11 protein-coding genes are annotated in these 16,885 nt (G+C 34.4%); 2 read left to right on the plus strand and 9 right to left on the minus strand.

The annotated features are described in order from the left end of the window. Nucleotides 1-52: 52 nt before the first annotated feature. From FB2170_RS05905 to FB2170_RS05940, 8 genes are all read right to left on the minus strand, one after another. Nucleotides 53-4,060 (minus strand): DUF2194 domain-containing protein, encoded by a 4,008-nt coding sequence (locus tag FB2170_RS05905; protein ID WP_013305617.1) that lies wholly within the window; start codon nucleotides 4,058-4,060, stop codon nucleotides 53-55. Beyond that, nucleotides 4,057-6,039, minus strand: a complete 1,983-nt coding sequence (locus FB2170_RS05910; protein ID WP_013305618.1) for a hypothetical protein — start codon at nucleotides 6,037-6,039, stop codon at nucleotides 4,057-4,059. The genes FB2170_RS05905 and FB2170_RS05910 overlap by 4 nt, the downstream gene beginning before the upstream one ends. 6 nt (nucleotides 6,040-6,045) lie before the next feature. After that, nucleotides 6,046-6,783: an endo alpha-1,4 polygalactosaminidase gene (locus FB2170_RS05915; RefSeq protein ID WP_158306084.1), complete on the minus strand. Its 738-nt coding sequence runs from the start codon at nucleotides 6,781-6,783 to the stop codon at nucleotides 6,046-6,048. Between the two features lie 58 nt (nucleotides 6,784-6,841). Continuing rightward, the gene (locus tag FB2170_RS05920; protein ID WP_013305620.1) at nucleotides 6,842-8,449 is read right to left on the minus strand and encodes a hypothetical protein; all 1,608 of its coding nucleotides are present in this window, start codon (nucleotides 8,447-8,449) and stop codon (nucleotides 6,842-6,844) included. 35 nt (nucleotides 8,450-8,484) lie between these two features. Then, nucleotides 8,485-9,993: a GT4 family glycosyltransferase PelF gene (gene pelF, locus FB2170_RS05925; protein ID WP_013305621.1), complete on the minus strand. Its 1,509-nt coding sequence runs from the start codon at nucleotides 9,991-9,993 to the stop codon at nucleotides 8,485-8,487. Nucleotides 9,994-10,153: 160 nt separating this feature from the next. Next, on the minus strand, nucleotides 10,154-11,149 hold the full coding sequence (locus FB2170_RS05930) for an endo alpha-1,4 polygalactosaminidase (RefSeq protein WP_013305622.1): 996 nt from the start codon (nucleotides 11,147-11,149) through the stop codon (nucleotides 10,154-10,156). A gap of 82 nt (nucleotides 11,150-11,231) precedes the next feature. Then, on the minus strand, nucleotides 11,232-12,053 hold the full coding sequence (locus tag FB2170_RS05935) for a ZIP family metal transporter (protein WP_013305623.1): 822 nt from the start codon (nucleotides 12,051-12,053) through the stop codon (nucleotides 11,232-11,234). A gap of 2 nt (nucleotides 12,054-12,055) precedes the next feature. After that, entirely contained in the window at nucleotides 12,056-12,712 is a 657-nt protein-coding gene (locus FB2170_RS05940) for a metal-dependent transcriptional regulator (protein ID WP_013305624.1), read from the minus strand. 91 nt (nucleotides 12,713-12,803) lie between these two features. Between FB2170_RS05940 and FB2170_RS05945 the strand changes: the two genes are divergently transcribed. Both FB2170_RS05945 and FB2170_RS05950 read left to right on the plus strand, forming a co-directional pair. Then, nucleotides 12,804-15,122, plus strand: a complete 2,319-nt coding sequence (locus FB2170_RS05945; RefSeq protein ID WP_013305625.1) for a TonB-dependent receptor — start codon at nucleotides 12,804-12,806, stop codon at nucleotides 15,120-15,122. Between the two features lies 1 nt (nucleotide 15,123). Then, nucleotides 15,124-15,606 (plus strand): thioredoxin family protein, encoded by a 483-nt coding sequence (locus FB2170_RS05950; protein ID WP_013305626.1) that lies wholly within the window; start codon nucleotides 15,124-15,126, stop codon nucleotides 15,604-15,606. 56 nt (nucleotides 15,607-15,662) lie between these two features. Here FB2170_RS05950 and FB2170_RS05955 read toward each other — a convergent pair whose 3' ends face one another. Further along, entirely contained in the window at nucleotides 15,663-16,679 is a 1,017-nt protein-coding gene (locus FB2170_RS05955) for a GntR family transcriptional regulator (protein WP_013305627.1), read from the minus strand. Nucleotides 16,680-16,885 lie beyond the last annotated feature (206 nt).

A 16,885-nucleotide genomic window follows, 5' to 3' on the forward strand; every position in this document is an offset into this window, starting at 1 on the left:
CTAGCAAAGAGAATTCACTATGGTTCAACGTTGTTCTTGAATTAAGAAACGCCTATTTAAAATTATATGTCAGCCCTAACTGAAATACATTAGAATAAAAATTATCTATGGTATAAAATTCATAGGCTGCCTTTATCGTGGTAAAATCCATTATTCTAAAGGCAAGGTTTCCTGTATATCTTTCAAAAGTTGTGTTATTATTCTCAGCAAATATTGACGCATCTGCAACAAAATGAAAACCACCATTTTCTTTTCCAAGGGTCATTACAAGCCCACCACCACCGTAAAGACGCTTATCCGCCATCCAGTAGGGAAACCCGTCTCTACGATCGACAGTCCCTAAAGTATAGGCCCCCTCAATTAGCGGAGACATATCAAAACCATCATTATTGATTATGGAATACTCTATTCTACCCAATAAAGTACCATCAATTTCTTCATCGGAATAGTAATTACTTTCAAGAGAAAAAATCTGTCTTAAATCATCGGTTATTTTAAATTCATTATAACTTGCCAATTGAGTTCTATAAATATCCAAAACATGACCTGGGCCATTCCGAACAGGAAAAAAATCAAATGCAAGAGAATTAAAGTTACTTTTTCCTACCCTATTTACCCCAGCGCCAACTTGATAATACACTTTACTCTCATTGTCTCTTTCTATTCTAGCCCTACCGTTAAAACCAAATTTCTTAGTTGAAGTTGTTTTAAAACCATATTCAAACCCAAACAATTCTCTTCGTAGATTATCTGAAGTTGGTAAATCGTAGTTAATAGGATACATAATGCTTTGGGTTCCTGAAACGCTATGAACATTATAATTTTCATCATACATGTTATAGCTCAGTACATTAGAAATTGTATTTGGTTCTAATTTATCGTTAATGGCATAACTGTTAGTACTGACCGAATTGCCCTCGGCCATGCGAATACTTTTGGACATGTCTTTACGAACACCAGAGTATATAATCTTATTGTACTTTCCAAGCATTTCTTTTTTGTCCGCAAAGCTCAAAGACATTATTTCTTTGTTCAACTCTCTTTTTAGCGTTGAATTTTCAACATCTGAAGGAAGACTCGCGGCTATCTGTGCAGATCTTTTTATATCGCCTTCGTACAACATCAATGTTCCCATTAGCAACATAACCTCATAATCCTCTGGATTTTCAGCTATATGAGTATTATAAAGCTGCCTTAGTCTATGATATTCTTTAAGTTCATAAAGCCAACCTAACCTCGTAGTGACAGGAATTTTATTGGTGCATTTGGACCAAGAAAGTGCCTCTCGATATAATTTAAAGTTTGCATATGCGTAAGCAATCTGTGATGCTTTTAATTTTAATTTATTGTCACACGACTCGTATTTCTGAATTTCGGTTAAGGCTTTCTTCTCATCATTGGCCAAAATCACATCTAAATAATATGAATAATCTGTTTCCTTCAGCTTATCGAATGAATCTGATTTTATCAACCAATCATTGACTGTCTCTTTTTCGATTTCTGAGCTGCATTCTTGCCATTCGAGAGCCCTATCATATCTAAAACGGTGAGCATATGCCCAAGAAATCGCTGTAGCCATTTCTTTATAATCTTCATCGCAAGGCTTAATTTTATTCAATTCTTTAATGACAGAATCAAAATCATAATCAATCAAATGTCTTAAGTACTTTTTTATATTTTTTGGCGATGGGTGGTGTTCTTTTAACCTTTTCAAGGCCCTTGCAACTTGATCCTTATACTCTTCTACATTAAAATAATCAACATATTCTCTAAGAACATCTAAATCTTTTGTACCCCAATTTATTTGTCTTTTAAGCCATCTTTCTCTTATTTTTTTCAAAGGATAAGCGGTCTGATATGATATTCTCCTTGAAATTTCGGATAGTTTAATCGATTGATTTTTCTGATAGACCCTTTCAAGTATTGGCCAAATCTCGGACCCTCTTTTTTGCCAGGTCATATATTTGGCAAAATCACTCCATTGATCTCCTGAAAGGTTAACACCTTCATTTATTCTTTGCTCTAGTAAATTTGTTGCCGATTCTAATTCATTGTTACTTACATAGTGCTCTACTAATTGCATTAAAGGCATTAAAACCGTTCTATCATTTTTATAAGTTCTGTAGTCGCTAAAAGTTTTGGCCACAACCTGTTTGTTATTTCTGTCGGCACCTCTTCCTTTATAATATAAATCTGGCAATTTTAGAAATGGCTCCCTTGATTCTATAGAATACAGATGCCCGTTCAACATTGAGGACTTTTTATATTCAAGGGCCTCTCCATTCAATGTTTGATCAATTAATCTTTGATTTTCTGAACTTACATACAAAAACCAATATTGATTTTCTGAACTTGCCGAGCGAAAATCACTTTCCACAATATAATTACCGTCTTCACGAAAATGCGTAAAATAAGAATAACGCCAATCGCGAACTATATTCGATGATTCAGTGGCATTCGGATATCTAACCATAGGATGTCTTTTCCTAAAATCTTCAAGGACTTTTTTGAAACTATCGAATAGGCCAACTTTTCCATTTCTTGATCGCCAGTTCAATCCATACTTGTTTCTGTATTCAAAATGTCCGCTTGTGGCTGAATTTGCTTTAATTGGCAACTGAAAAACATCATCTGGATGTACAAAATGTGTCCAAATTCCAGTAAAAAGGTATAGTGATTCTGCTGTCATCAAATTCACATCGTCCAGATAATAACCACTTGTAATTCTTGGGTAGTCAAAGAAATAATCGTTAAAAGGTTCAGGGTCAAATTCCCGGTTCCCACCTTCTTTAAGGTCTCCCAAATAAGTACTTTGAATATATTTTAAACTTGGCATGCCTTTTTCCAGTTCAGCAAGCCCAAGACTATCGATATAATTTGACGGTGGAACGTACGAAATTGGCAATTTTTTAAAATCCAAAGTTTTCCATTTCTTGATCCCTGCGTTCAAAGAAGTTCCAATATATTCAGGTTCTGGCCAGTCAGATTTTAACAAGGAAACATGGTTGTAGCCATGAAAACCAAGTTCATGCCCACTTCTAATAATGTCCTGACCCAACCAACTACTTTTCTGGATAACTTTGTCGCCCCTGTTGAATGCATTATTATCCCATTCTTTAAAAGTAAAGGGAGGGGTTGTATAGGTGTTATAATCAAATGTGACGTAGGCAGTATATTTTATACTCTCCCTTATAGCTAGTTTTTTCATGTCTGGCCACCAAACATCAGTGACATACTCGGACATAGTTTTATTCATTTCACTTTTAATCGGCTCTTTATATACATTGTAAAGTGGAGAAGGATAATCATCTAGAAATATTGTTGATGTATTGGCAACAGGATATGGGATACCCTCAAGACCTAAAAGTACTTGTGAAAAAAGTAAGCCTCTCAAATTCTTATTAAAACTTCTTATCGAATTATACAATACCACCCTACCCTTTCCTATCCTGTTTTCAACAATCAATGGGTAATCCTTATTATTGGCACTGGATGCCAAGACATTAACATTGCTTGAAAAATTTACACTCTTGAATCCTCTATGGGGAATTTTATCAGAACTTAATGAAAAGCCTGCCATGTCTGGAAAAATAGGCTTCTTAAAACGAATTCCCATTGCGGTACTATCCAATTCATAACTGGCCTCACTTTTAAAACCCATTAAAAACCCAAGCCTCTGGTCATAATTCTTCTTTGTAATAAACAAGGTACCTCCCTTGGCAACAAAACCCAGAAGTGAATCAATTGCAGTGTTATTCAACTCATACGTTTCAGTAACACATAGTACTCTTGTGGTGGGCTCAATTTTGAAAGAGGCATTGAAATTTAAGATTGGAATACTTTGATATGGAATCTTAGTATAATCAGCCACTTTTTTTAAATTCCTATGTTCTAAAACATTCTCATAGCTTGAATTGTCCATAACAAACTCAATTAATGGAGGTTCTTTACTAACCTCAGGCATGCTGAATTCACCTGAAAACTTGTATATATCACGTTGGCATCCTAAAACAAGAATAACCAATAACCCTGTGAATATGCCTTTCTTAAGATTTCTCATAAATTGAATATCAAATCATCGAGTTTAGAGGATTTTTTCCTATTCACTATTTCGTAAACGGTTAAGTAATCGTCATCAAAGAAAATTTTGATGTTTCGACCTCTTCTTCTCAATATTCTTATTTGGGACAATAATTGTTCTGACACCTCTTTTGAAGTTGACAAATTATATTTTGTTTCTAGAGGTTCATTTTTGGTAATGAACACGAAAACACTGTTTGGTAGTATATAATCAGAGTTCTGGTTTAGAAACTCAGCATTGGTTTTGTTCGCATTAAAAACTGAGTCCCTTTGTACATATTTATCAATAAAAGCAGGGTAATTGATAAAATGATGTTCATTGCTACTCATATTTTGACCATAACGCTGATTTACCACGGCATAGGAATAAGGCAAATAATCACTTGATAGGGTATGATATACCTCTATAACATCTGTTTTTAGTTGATTACCATAATGCGGCGAATCAAATTTTAAAAACCCATTCATTGCGAAAGAAGAATAGAGTGCAACAATCAATACAACAGCTAAGCTAATCAACCTCAAAGCTGGTCTTTTAGGAATTGATATTTTGGAATAGTACTGAAGGCAACCAACAAATAAGCCCACTTGAATTACTATAATCACTGAAAGTGCTTGAAAGAAAAGGTCCTTATCCAACCACGTTAAATTCAATTTCTTTAAAAGGATGAAAATTGAAACAAAAACTGAAAAGATAAAGGCAGGTGTCCATTTTGCCCTGTTCTTAAAATATAAGGGCAAAATCGCCAAAAGAGTAATAAATCCAAAAACAAGGTAAATTAGCAATAAATGATCTATCGGAAATATCAGTTGTGGAAAATGCGTGTATGACTCAACTAGAATCATATTTGACCGTAAGAATGATTGAAATGAAATGTCGTTCAGGTAGCAACCAACAGCATGAAGTGTCAAGGTCAAACCAATTCCCAAAGCATAGGCAAAAACACTCCTCAAAGTATAAGGTAAAGTCTTCTTCGTAAAAAAAACAAGCGATAGAAGTAAAAAGAGGGGCAATACAACAAAAGCAACAAAAAAATTGATGAAGGTAATTGCAGAAAACATAGTTATCATTATAAAAATGTAATTTCTTTTTGAAACATGCAATAACTTGGGAATAACCGTGAACATCATGGCTGGCAATGCAAAAATCAATGCCAGGTACAAAGAATTATGCTCCAATAGGAGATTAATATTGATAGGTAGGAACCTGTAGAAAAAAGCAAAAAACAATACGGACAATATTGGAGCAAAGAACTTAGATTTTGATACCTTAACCAGAATCCAGTAAATTACTAACCCCAAAGCAAAATTTTCAATCAGCCCAAAGGAGTGCATTGCCATTTCTTCACTTAGACCTGTCATTTTTCCATAAAAGCTCATTAAGGCCAGTTCACCCAAAAGATTATTGTCATTAATAAACCATATATTAGAACTGAGTCCCTTAAGAATTTCAAGGTTCTTAGACCACAAACTTGACAAAGTATACATGTCATTTTTCAAAAAGATATAGCGCGATATAAAAACAGCCAAAGCGCATATAAATGCCATTGAAAAAACATGGTTTATCTTTTTGGTATGAAATATTTTTAAATTTTTGGCAACAAGTTTCCCAGGACTTAAATTTTGTTCCATAAGTTTAAAAAAACCAAGCAAAAAGTATCTTCGTTTTTTACGAATCTGCTTTTCAGGATTTTTAAAATGCCTTATCCCTAGATATTTAATGCCAAGAATTATAAAGAAAATTGCAAGTAAGGAGAAGATGTCATACATATTCAGTTGAATAAGTACAAATATCATTAGCACAACAATGCTACCATAAAAGACCAATCGCTTGAGAAGATAGTCAAGGTTATAAGTATTAACCGGTTGTCTAGTCACAATCTGATGCATAAAAAGGACTCCTGCAAATAACAGTAGGATTCTTAAAGGACCCAATAAAATACTATCAATTAATTGCATTTTTATTTATTCAGTGAATTCAGGCTTGGTTTGAAGATCTATATTGGCAATGAAATATCCGAAACCAAGTTCTTTTAATTGTGTCTCAATTGTTTTCCTCATAACTTCATTATCAACGTATTCTACAATGATCAAAGGTTTTTTTAAGGATTTTCTGAAGGCCTTTAGTTCTTTGACGATTTTGGTCCTTTCTTGTTCATATTTATAGCCATACTTTTTATTTTTAAAATCGTAATCTGTAAATACAGATTCGATTACAACAGCATCAGTGATGTGCTTCAATTGGTTCGCCACAAACAATCCCGAATTTTGAACTATACATAAGCTTGGGTTTGCTTGCCTTATCCTGCCAATGAGCTTTAAAAGATTATCTTTTTGCCCTTTAAGCCTTCCCCACTGCGAAGCATTATCAAGGTTATCCAGAAAAAAGCCATCAAGTCCCTTTGATACCAATTCATTTGCTATTGTAAGTAATATGTCTTGGGCTTTCTTGTCTGATATATCTATAAAACAACTTCCCCAATTTACATTTTGCCCAAAAGTATACTCCCTTATCTTTTCATAATGCGTTGCCGACATGTTAACCTCTGTTACACTTAAATAACCCAACACTTTACTGTTATTGGTCTTGAACAATTCAATCTCTTTTGACGTATAGTGCTGAGCCTCAAGAACCACGAGTTCATAACCCTGCACCATAGCAGGAGATATCTTACCATAACAAATAAAAAGTTCTTTATCCATTTGAATTTTTTCAGCCATTTGCGCACTTGTCAAAAACGGCAACACAAAATATATTAGGTTAATAGGCCGCATAATAATAATAGTCTAGATTTTTATAGAATGATTTAATCTCTCTTAAAGTCAAAGTCATAAAAACAATTGAACCAACCAACATACCAACAACACTGTATTCATAGGCAAATATTCTACTGACAGTAAATCCTACAACAAAGTTCACTACACAAGAAATCATTAACGAACTCAACACTCCATTTGGTTTACTCAACGTAAATAAATAAAGCGCATTCAACATGCCCCAAGTAAGAAATAGATAGCCAATACCACCAATTATGCAGACTTTAATACTAAGAACATCAAGGCTTTCATTAAAACTGGCCTCGTACCCCCATGGTTGGGTTATTATCAAATAAATCAAAGTTGTGGTCACCAATGCTGTAATAACCAATAAAAAAATATGCCCTCTATACATCCTATACATCCTTCTATTAAATTCTTTCCTATTTAAAAAAGGAGTGTTTTTTTGCTTTATGTCTAAAAATTTGGAGAATGAAGCAATAGCATATTCCAATACACCAGCCAGCATGAAAAAAATAAGGATAGCCAAATCCATACCAATTTCATAATCCTTCTCATAGAGAAATACATATTGATGGGTAAGTGTAAAATCGGCTGACCAAGCCAAAATCCTGTCAATAAAAATGAAAATGTAAATTAGGCCGCCATAGAAGAAATATGGATAATTTCTATAAATTACCATAGACTTACTTGGCGTTACATGAACAGATTCAGTACCAACTCCTTTAACCTTGAAAAACCCCCATAAAATTGTTTTAGATAAAAAAATGGCCACCAATACTCCAATCCAATGGGTTAGATATATATGTAAAGAGGAAAACTCTTTTAATGCCAGTGCAAATAAAGTGGCGATCGAAATAGACAATGTTATTGCCCATCGTTGTCTTATGGTATGAAAAGGAGCTGAAACCAATAAAAGTGTTCCTATAAGCAAAGCATAGGTAAACATTACAAGAACAAATGAAAATGGGTAAAGGTTAAAAAAGAAATTGATCATGCCCAATGCCAAAAAGGATAAAAGCATGCCGTTAATTCCTGACTTAATCAATTTGTCCATAACCATCCTTGCCTTCGTAAATTCTTCATGGTGCCAATAGAACGAAGCCTGTCTCCCCATTACCTGTACATATCCACCAGAAATAATCAATCCAAGAATGACTCCAAAAACCACTGAAGTAGATTGAATAATATTAAAACCTACAAAAGTCCAAAGTGAATAACCAAAGAATATAATCGCGGCTACTTGAAGAAAAATTGGCAGTAAATGAAATAGACCCAAAGGATAAAACTGTGCTAAAAGTTTAGCCTTCATCCAGAGATAACCTGAGACTGGAATTTGGGAATCATGCTTTTTTCGTTTTTTGAGCTCATTTATATTGACCAATGTTTCAATCGGTCTAGAAAGCAAATCCTCATAAATATGTATTGCCAAATCCATTATGGATACGAATCCATAATCTTTAAAAACATCTTTTTCCCTGATTCCAAATGACTCAAGCGTAGCCAAAACAACCATAGCACTAACAGGGTTTCCAGATTTTTGGATAACCTCAGTGGTGGTTTTTTCTAAATTTTGTTGAATATGGTTCATGTAGGGAGAACTTGACCAATATTATATGGTTGGTTTTAAGCAATTTTTTGGCTAATCACGGTGTTTTTTATTCTTAAATTTTCATATGTTTTCTCAAATTCGGAAACGAAGTTCTCTATAGTAAAATTCTCAACAACCTTCTTTCTAGCATTTTCACCCATCCATTTTTTTAGTTTTTCATTCTTTAGAAGTGATATGACACGCTCCCCTATTTCATCATGATCCTTAGGTTTACAAATGAATCCACATTTCTCATCCAATGCTTCCGACACGCCACCCACATCTGTCGCCACAACAGGAATCGCACAACTCATTGACTCAATAACGGTATAAGGGAATCCCTCAGAGATTGAAGTAAGAATCGAAACATCACCTTCTGCATAAATTAATTCCGGATTATTATGAAATCCCATTAAATAAAAGTTGTCCTCCAATTGCAGGTATTTAACCAATGCCTCGCATTCTTTAGTATATTCGGGAACAGCATCTTTATTGCCATAGACAAAGAACTTTACGTTTGGCACCTTCTTCTTAACGACCTTACAGGTTCTTATCATTGTAAGTATGTCTTTTAAATCAAAAATCCTCGCCGCGGCAACAACCGTTGGTGTATTTTTTAAATGCTCAGGTTTAGGCCTTGGTTTAAAAAATGAATCATCCACGCCATTATAAATAACATCTATATTGGAAACATTCGCACCATAAAACTTCTCCCAAGAAATATTGAATTTACTAACTGTGGTGATTTTATCTGCGTAATGATATACTAATCTCGTTATGCACTCCGAGAAGTTTATCAGCATCTTCTTTAAAAAGTATGAATAATCAGCAGAGCTGATTGCAATTATTCTTTCCCTAATAAAAACTCCATGTTCAGTTGCCAGTATCGGAGTATTATACTTGTATTTTAACGATAAGGCCGGGAGGACCGCGATACCTGAAATAGTTACATGGGAAATGTCCACTTTAGGGACATCTATAGCAATTGGGATTAGAAAACGATAAATCCATCTCATTGCTATGGTAACATCTTCCAAAGAAACTTTTTCGAGTTCTTCCTCAGGTACTACCAATTGCAATGTTTCACAAAAGGTATTCCATACAGCCTTGCTGGTCATAGCGGTTTTGTAATCATACTTTTGAAAAAATTGCCACATCTTGTAAAAGCAGGTACTCAAAACTTTTAACGAGATTTCCTCTGAATATATCTCGGCAATGAATTTTTTAAAATGAGGTATAAATAATGTTGATGTAATTTCTTCTGTGGTGAATTCCCTGGATTTTAGAATATCAGAATACTTGATATCATAATCAACACAATCGAGAGGCTCTTCAGGTGACCACATAGGAACTTGAATTATCTTTTTGATATTCGTCCCTATGGGGTATCTTGCCTTATGTTCAACTCCTGAATTAATAGAATAGATTGTAAAATCAACATTGGAAACTTTTGTACATAAATCATGTGCCCACGTAGATACTCCTCCAAAATTATATGGATATGTGCCTTCAGAAATAAGTAATACTTGTAATTTTTTTTCCAATAAAGTAGTCTTTTCCTATTGCCTGACAATTAAATATCAAACACAAAAAAAACACATTGTATTTAAATGTTAATTTTTATTGGTTAAATAAGTGCATTTAATCTATGAAGTGTTATTATACCCAACTCTTGAGCCATTCATCAATACTATGTAAGTATAATCAACGATTCTCATAATATTCAAAACCATCTATGATATCAAGGTAGACCCCATCGAAATCGGAAGCCAATATTTTGTCCAAGTAAGACTCTTCGCTACCTATGATTAATTTTTGCCAATTTGTGTCCCAATATTTCACTTTATAATTTCCTGCCCAATTCTTATTTTCCTCATCTAACCAAGTTGGTTTGTTTGTTTTCCAATCAGCATCCCAATAATATCTATAATCCTCGGCCTCGCCAATGGACATATAACAGATTACCTGCCTTTTACCTCCATTTGCCTTGATTTTTAGGAGATTAATATCTTCAGCGCTAAAAACATAACCATCATTGGCAAAAAGATCTATGATAAGGGCATCATGATTACTTTTTGAAAGTCCCTTCATCAAGGAAATTTTCGTTGGATAGTTTTCATAATTCAAAAAAAACAAGAAATTCTTGGCAGCATCAATTCTTAGAACATCATTACTGTTTTCAGCTCCACATGGTTGAGGTAAATTGGGTATGTTAGTAAGGTCTCTTTCTGTCGCAGCAAACGGTATAAAACGCATTTCCGAGTTCTTTCGATAGGAATTCTTAATTTTTTTCTTAGAATCACAATAGTCAGTAATTAAGATAGAGTTCCCAGCATTCTGAGAAACTTTTAATAATTCAACTAAATAAGAACTTGTTTTTTTTGAGGTCGATTTGTTATCGCCATTATAACCATAAAATAGATTTTCTTGACCATTTGCATCAATTGCTTCGAGATAAGGCAAATTAGGGTTGCCACCTGGTAAGCCACTATCGGTGACCAACTCTATACCATTTTGTGGTATTACAGAAAATCCTGATTTCTTGGACTTGGCGTAGGTGCTGATATCAATCACAAAATCACGCATGTCTTTTCGGTAGTCACGATTTGCGGAAATCGAATCGGAAACTTGTGTTGAAGAACTGTTATTACAATTTAAAAAGAACAATAAAACAAATAATCCATGTTTTAGAAACTCCATTTTGTTCGCTTTATATAATTAATCAATGTTAATTTCCATGCTTATAATTAGGCCTTCATTTTATAAGACATCTCCTTTTTTATCACCCTAAACCAACATCTAGAGTCATCATAATTATAAACCCGCCAATGAATCCTAAGGTTGCAATATCAGTATACTTATCTTGCTGCGTTTCCGGTATTACCTCTTCAACTACGACAAAAATCATGGCTCCTGCTGCAAATGAAAGCGCATATGGCAATATTGGTTCAAATGTCATTACTGCCCATGCTCCTAATACTGCAGCAAAAGGTTCAACTATTGCCGAGGCCTGACCAAACATAAAACTTTTTGTTCTGGAAAGGCCCTGTCGTCTTAGTGGCATTGCCACTGCAAATCCCTCAGGAAAGTTTTGTAGACCAATTCCCAATGCTAGGGCCACTGCTCCTCCAATACTCGCGCCATCAAAACCGGCGGCAACTCCACCAAAAAGTACTCCAACCGCTAATCCTTCAGGTATGTTGTGCAAGGTAATGGCCAATGTTAAAAGGGTAGTCCTATGCCAAGGTGTTTTAATACCTTCTTTTTCACTTTCTTTAAAATTAATATGTAAATGTGGTAAAACCTTATCCAAACCAAATAAGAACAAAGCTCCCAGAGAAAAACCTACAGCTGCTGGAATCACCTTCACGAATCCTTCTCCTGGGCTCATTTCTATTCCTGGGGCTAAAAGACTCCAAAAACTCGCCGCTACCATAACCCCTCCTGTAAAACCCAACATACCGTCCAAAACTGCTCGGTTCATTCCTTTAAAGAAAAACACTAGCGCTGCCCCTGCAGCAGTTAATCCCCATGTGAAAATAGTCGCGTATAAAGCCGCTAAAATAGGATTGATCGATTCAAAATAATCTATTATTTCTTGCATAATTATGGTATTAACTTAACATACAAATTTGATGCTATTTGGTTTGATATATTGATTTCTTTTGACTCAAGGAGAATAGCCACAGAGCCATCAAACTCCTCGCGATCAACAACGCTTATGTTTTTTCCTAAAGCAATATTATGTTTATCTAAATAATTAAGGAATTTTGCTGATGAATCCCGAACACCAATACATGTACCACTTTCACCAATTGCCAAATTACTTAATAACTTTTTTTTCTGAATTATTAGTTCCCCTTCTTTTGTAGGAATTGGATCCCCATGGGGATCATACTTTGGAAATTTCAACAATTGATCTAACCCATCGATCAATTTCTCACTTTTTATATGCTCCAATTGCTCAGCAACTTCATGTACCTCATCCCAGGTAAAACCTAATTTCTCCACTAGAAAAACCTCCCAAAGACGGTGCTTGCGTACAAGATTTAAGGCAGTAACGACTCCTGCCTCTGTAAGGGTAACGCCTTTATATTTTTTATAGTTGACCAACCCTTTGTCCGATAACTTTTGAAGCATATCTGAAACAGAAGATGGTTTAGTTTCCATCTTTTTGGCAATCGCATTTGTGCTTACTGAATCCGCTTTTATTTTACCTAAATGATAAATGGCCTTAATGTAATCTTCCTCAGATAGGGTCATGGATTTTTAATTTATTCAAAATTACATTTTTATTTGTAAAAACATATTTTTAGATTTGTCTAAATTTATATTTAATATATTCGAATATTTAATGAAAAACCTGTTTTCGATATTTATTATTTCAATTCTAGAAAGTGTTTTTTGGAACGCGAACGCACAAACTGGAAACATAAGTGGCTCAATAACAGATAATGGTAGTGCACTAGCATTTGCGACAGTGCAACTTAAAAGTAAAACCATAAATTTTGGAGGAATCACTGAGGAAAATGGAAATTACGCTTTTATTGATGTTCCTTTTGGGGAATACACCTTTAGGGTAAGTGCTATTGGATATAAGACAGTATTTAAAAAGATTGACTTTAAATCCGAAAAGTTGAAAATCAATATCAATTTAGAAACCGACATCCTAAATCTGGAACAAGTCGTTGTAACTGGGACCCGGACAGATAAGCGTAGAGTAGATTCTCCTGTGATTGTTAACTTAATAAATAGTGAAACATTAGATAAGGTAGTGGCAACAAACCTTTCTGAAGGTCTACGTTTTCAACCGGGACTTCGAGTTGAAACAGATTGCCAAACTTGTAATTATACGCAATTACGAATGAACGGACTTCAAGGCGGGTATTCTCAAATTCTAATTAACGGACGACCAATTTTTAGCCCTCTCACAGGTTTATATGGCCTTGAACAAATACCTGTAAATATGATAGAGCGTATTGAAGTGGTACGCGGCGGTGTCTCAGCACTATATGGCTCAAGTGCGATTGGCGGCACCGTGAATGTTCTGACCAAAATTCCTAAAAAAAATGACTATAATATTTCTTATTCATATCAAAATACCAAGGGCAGTAGCGATAATATTATTCTTGGGAACGCCACAATAGTCAATGAAGAAGGGAATGCAGGAGCCACATTATTTGTGAACAATAGAAGTAGAGAGGCTTATGATGACAATGATGACAATTTTTCTGAATTACCACTTTTAAGAAATAACTCTTTTGGCGCAAATATGTTCTTTCTACCTTCAGAAAATGAAAAATTAGATGCCAGCTTCAGTAGTCTAAATGAATATAGATATGGTGGGGAACTAATAGATAACGCAGCTCACACAGCACAGCAAGCAGAAGAACGTACACACAATGTATTAATGGGAAATTTGGATTACCAATTGAACTTCAATGAAAACCAAAATTCTTTGATTTTTTATTATGGCTGGCAAAATACCAAGAGGGATCATTACACAGGCATACAGCCTGATAACCCTGAAGAATTGACCGCCTTTCTGGCAAATGCCCCTTACGGCACCTCCAATGTCACAACCCATCAAGGTGGAACACAGTACAACCATAGATTCAATGAGTTTCTAAATGGCTCTTTAGTACTTACCTCTGGTTTAGAATATGTCTATGATGATGTTCTTGATGTGATATCGGCATACAATTATAAAATTGATCAGACAACCAGGAACTTTGCAGGTTTTCTCCAAAATGATTGGGATATCACCCCCAAATTAAATTTCCTCTCTGGTTTCCGAATAGATAAGCACAATTTTGTGGACAATGCCGTAGTAAGCCCACGACTATCCTTACTTTATAAGCCTAATAACACCACCCAATATAGAATTGGTTGGGGAACTGGATTTAGGGCCCCACAAGCTTTTGATACCGACCTTCATATTGCTTTTGCCGCTGGTGGAATATCTAGAATTTCTTTGAGTAATGATTTAAAGGAAGAGCGGTCAAACAGTCTAACGACTTCGATCAATTTTGATAAAGCTACCGAACATTTCATAGCAGGGTTTACATTGGAAGGGTTCTACACCAAACTCAACGATGCTTTTTATTTAGAGCCAATAGGTAGTGATACTTTTGGTGAACGCTTTGAGAAAAGAAATGGAAGTGGCGCTACTGTAAAAGGATTTACTTTCGAGGCCAGGAGCAACTTCGACTACATTCTTTCCTTAGATGCAGGATTCACTTATCAATCAAGTACTTATGACAAAGCTGTTGAAAATATTGAAGGATTACCCTTAAAAAAAGAATTTCTTAGAACCCCCAATGTCTATGGTTTTGCCAATTTAAACTATACCCCCACCAAAAGTTTTAGTGCAAGCGCAAATGTAGTGCATACTGGTAGTATGGATCTTGTTCATTTTGGAGGTGTGAATACTGGGCAAACAATTGATGTTTATACTAAAACACAAACTTTTACTAATATAAGCCTTCGTATTGGCTATACATTCAAAATGAAAAAGGTAAGTAGTGGTATTGAACTTTTTGGCGGTGTCAAAAACATTACCAATGCTTATCAAAATGATTTTGATTTAGGTAAAAACCGAGATAGCAATTATATATATGGACCAAATTCTCCTAGGACAATTTTCACTGGGGTACGATTAAAATCATTATAATATGACCCATAACAAGTTGATTGTTCACATATTGACATTCCTCTTTGGGGTTTTTTCCATTAGTCAGCTTGTGGCTCAAAATGACGAAAAAGTTAATTGGATAACATTTGAGGAATTGGACGATTCGTTGGCAATTAAACCCAAGAAGGTTTTCATAAATTTTTATGCCGATTGGTGTACCCCATGTCATAAAATGGATCAAAGCACCTATAAAAACACTGAAGTAATAACAACATTGAACAAGGAATACTATGCTGTTAGAATGAACGTAGAGACCAATGACACTATCAATTTTGGAAACAAGACATACATAAATAAGAACAAGAACAGACCAAATCCGTTACATCAGATTCCTTTATTAATGGCCGCTCGAAAAGATAAAGCATTTTCTTTGCCAGCTATTGTACTCTTAAATGAAAAATTTGAAGCCACAGCCCGTTATTTTCAATATATGGATTCAAGTCAGTTATTATCCATACTATAGATACTATTTTCATGTTCACATAATATCAAAGAGTGTAACATAGTAAAATGCAAGTTTTAAAGAGAATTACGTTTTATTAACTTCGTAGGAATTATTATTTGGGTGTAATCACCAAATTTTACATGTTGGGCTGTTAATCTTGCCATTTCCTTAAAATCAGTTGAAATTGTAGTAATACCACCAAAGACAATTTCCTTGGCGACATTATCATCCTGAGAAAGTATTCCAATATTTTGTCCGATTTTATAATTCTTCTGCTCGCAGTCACGTAAAACATCCCATAAAAAGGTATCACTCAAAATAAAATATAAGTTATCTTTTTTTACCGAGCCCAACTTATACTTGTTCTTTACCTTTCCTTCGATTTTATAATCAACTAAAAATCTTTCGAACGCCCTTCGAATACTAGGAGGTGAATGATCCGTATCTTTATTTAGTATTAAAATAAACTTTTTATACTTTGTAATTGCCGGAAGTAGTTTTACCAATGATAAATAAATAGCCTCTTCAAATTCTTGGGCGATAAATGAATATTCAACACCTAAATCTAAATACCTATCTACTAACAATAGTTTTTTTGGTTCAATAGTCTTGAGTAATGATTTTATACTTGAATGCTGAATAGGGGCAATAACATACATGCCATATTTGCCTTGGATGTTGGCAAGGATTGTTTTGAATATGGCTACATTATTATGATGGAAAAAAACGTCTATTTGAAAACGATTCCCCATCTCTTCCCTAAACGTATTGTAAAACTCTTCTTGGAAGCTTTGAAAGGCAAACAATAGTAAGGCCAATCTTTTGGTCACATTGGTTTCTTGGCTAATTACAAAATAACCCTTTAACTTTCTAGACTCAATTAGCCCTCTATCCTTTAACTCCTCATAAGCCCTGAAAATGGTTTTTCTGGCATAACCAATTTCATCAACCATATTATTTATCGAAGGTAATTGATGCCCAATTGGTAAAACATTATCATCAATAGCTTCAATAACTCCTTGAACCAGATGTTCATGCTTGGAAAGGCTATCGTTTTGCTTTAATCTTACTATTCGTTGAACTACGGGCATACTTAATCTGCTAATTCTAAAAGCGACCCAATATACAATTTAATGTTCGATGAGCAAATTGTAGATGATATCTATATAAATATGATTTTTAGTCATTTTTGTTATTTTTTTTAAATTATTGTGAATTATATCAATGATTAACTTTTATAATTAACATTTTATTATATATTTGAACCATGTAGCATAGTGTATCATAGTATTAATTG

This window comes from Maribacter sp. HTCC2170, from assembly GCF_000153165.2.
In the GTDB taxonomy this organism is placed as follows: domain Bacteria; phylum Bacteroidota; class Bacteroidia; order Flavobacteriales; family Flavobacteriaceae; genus Maribacter_A.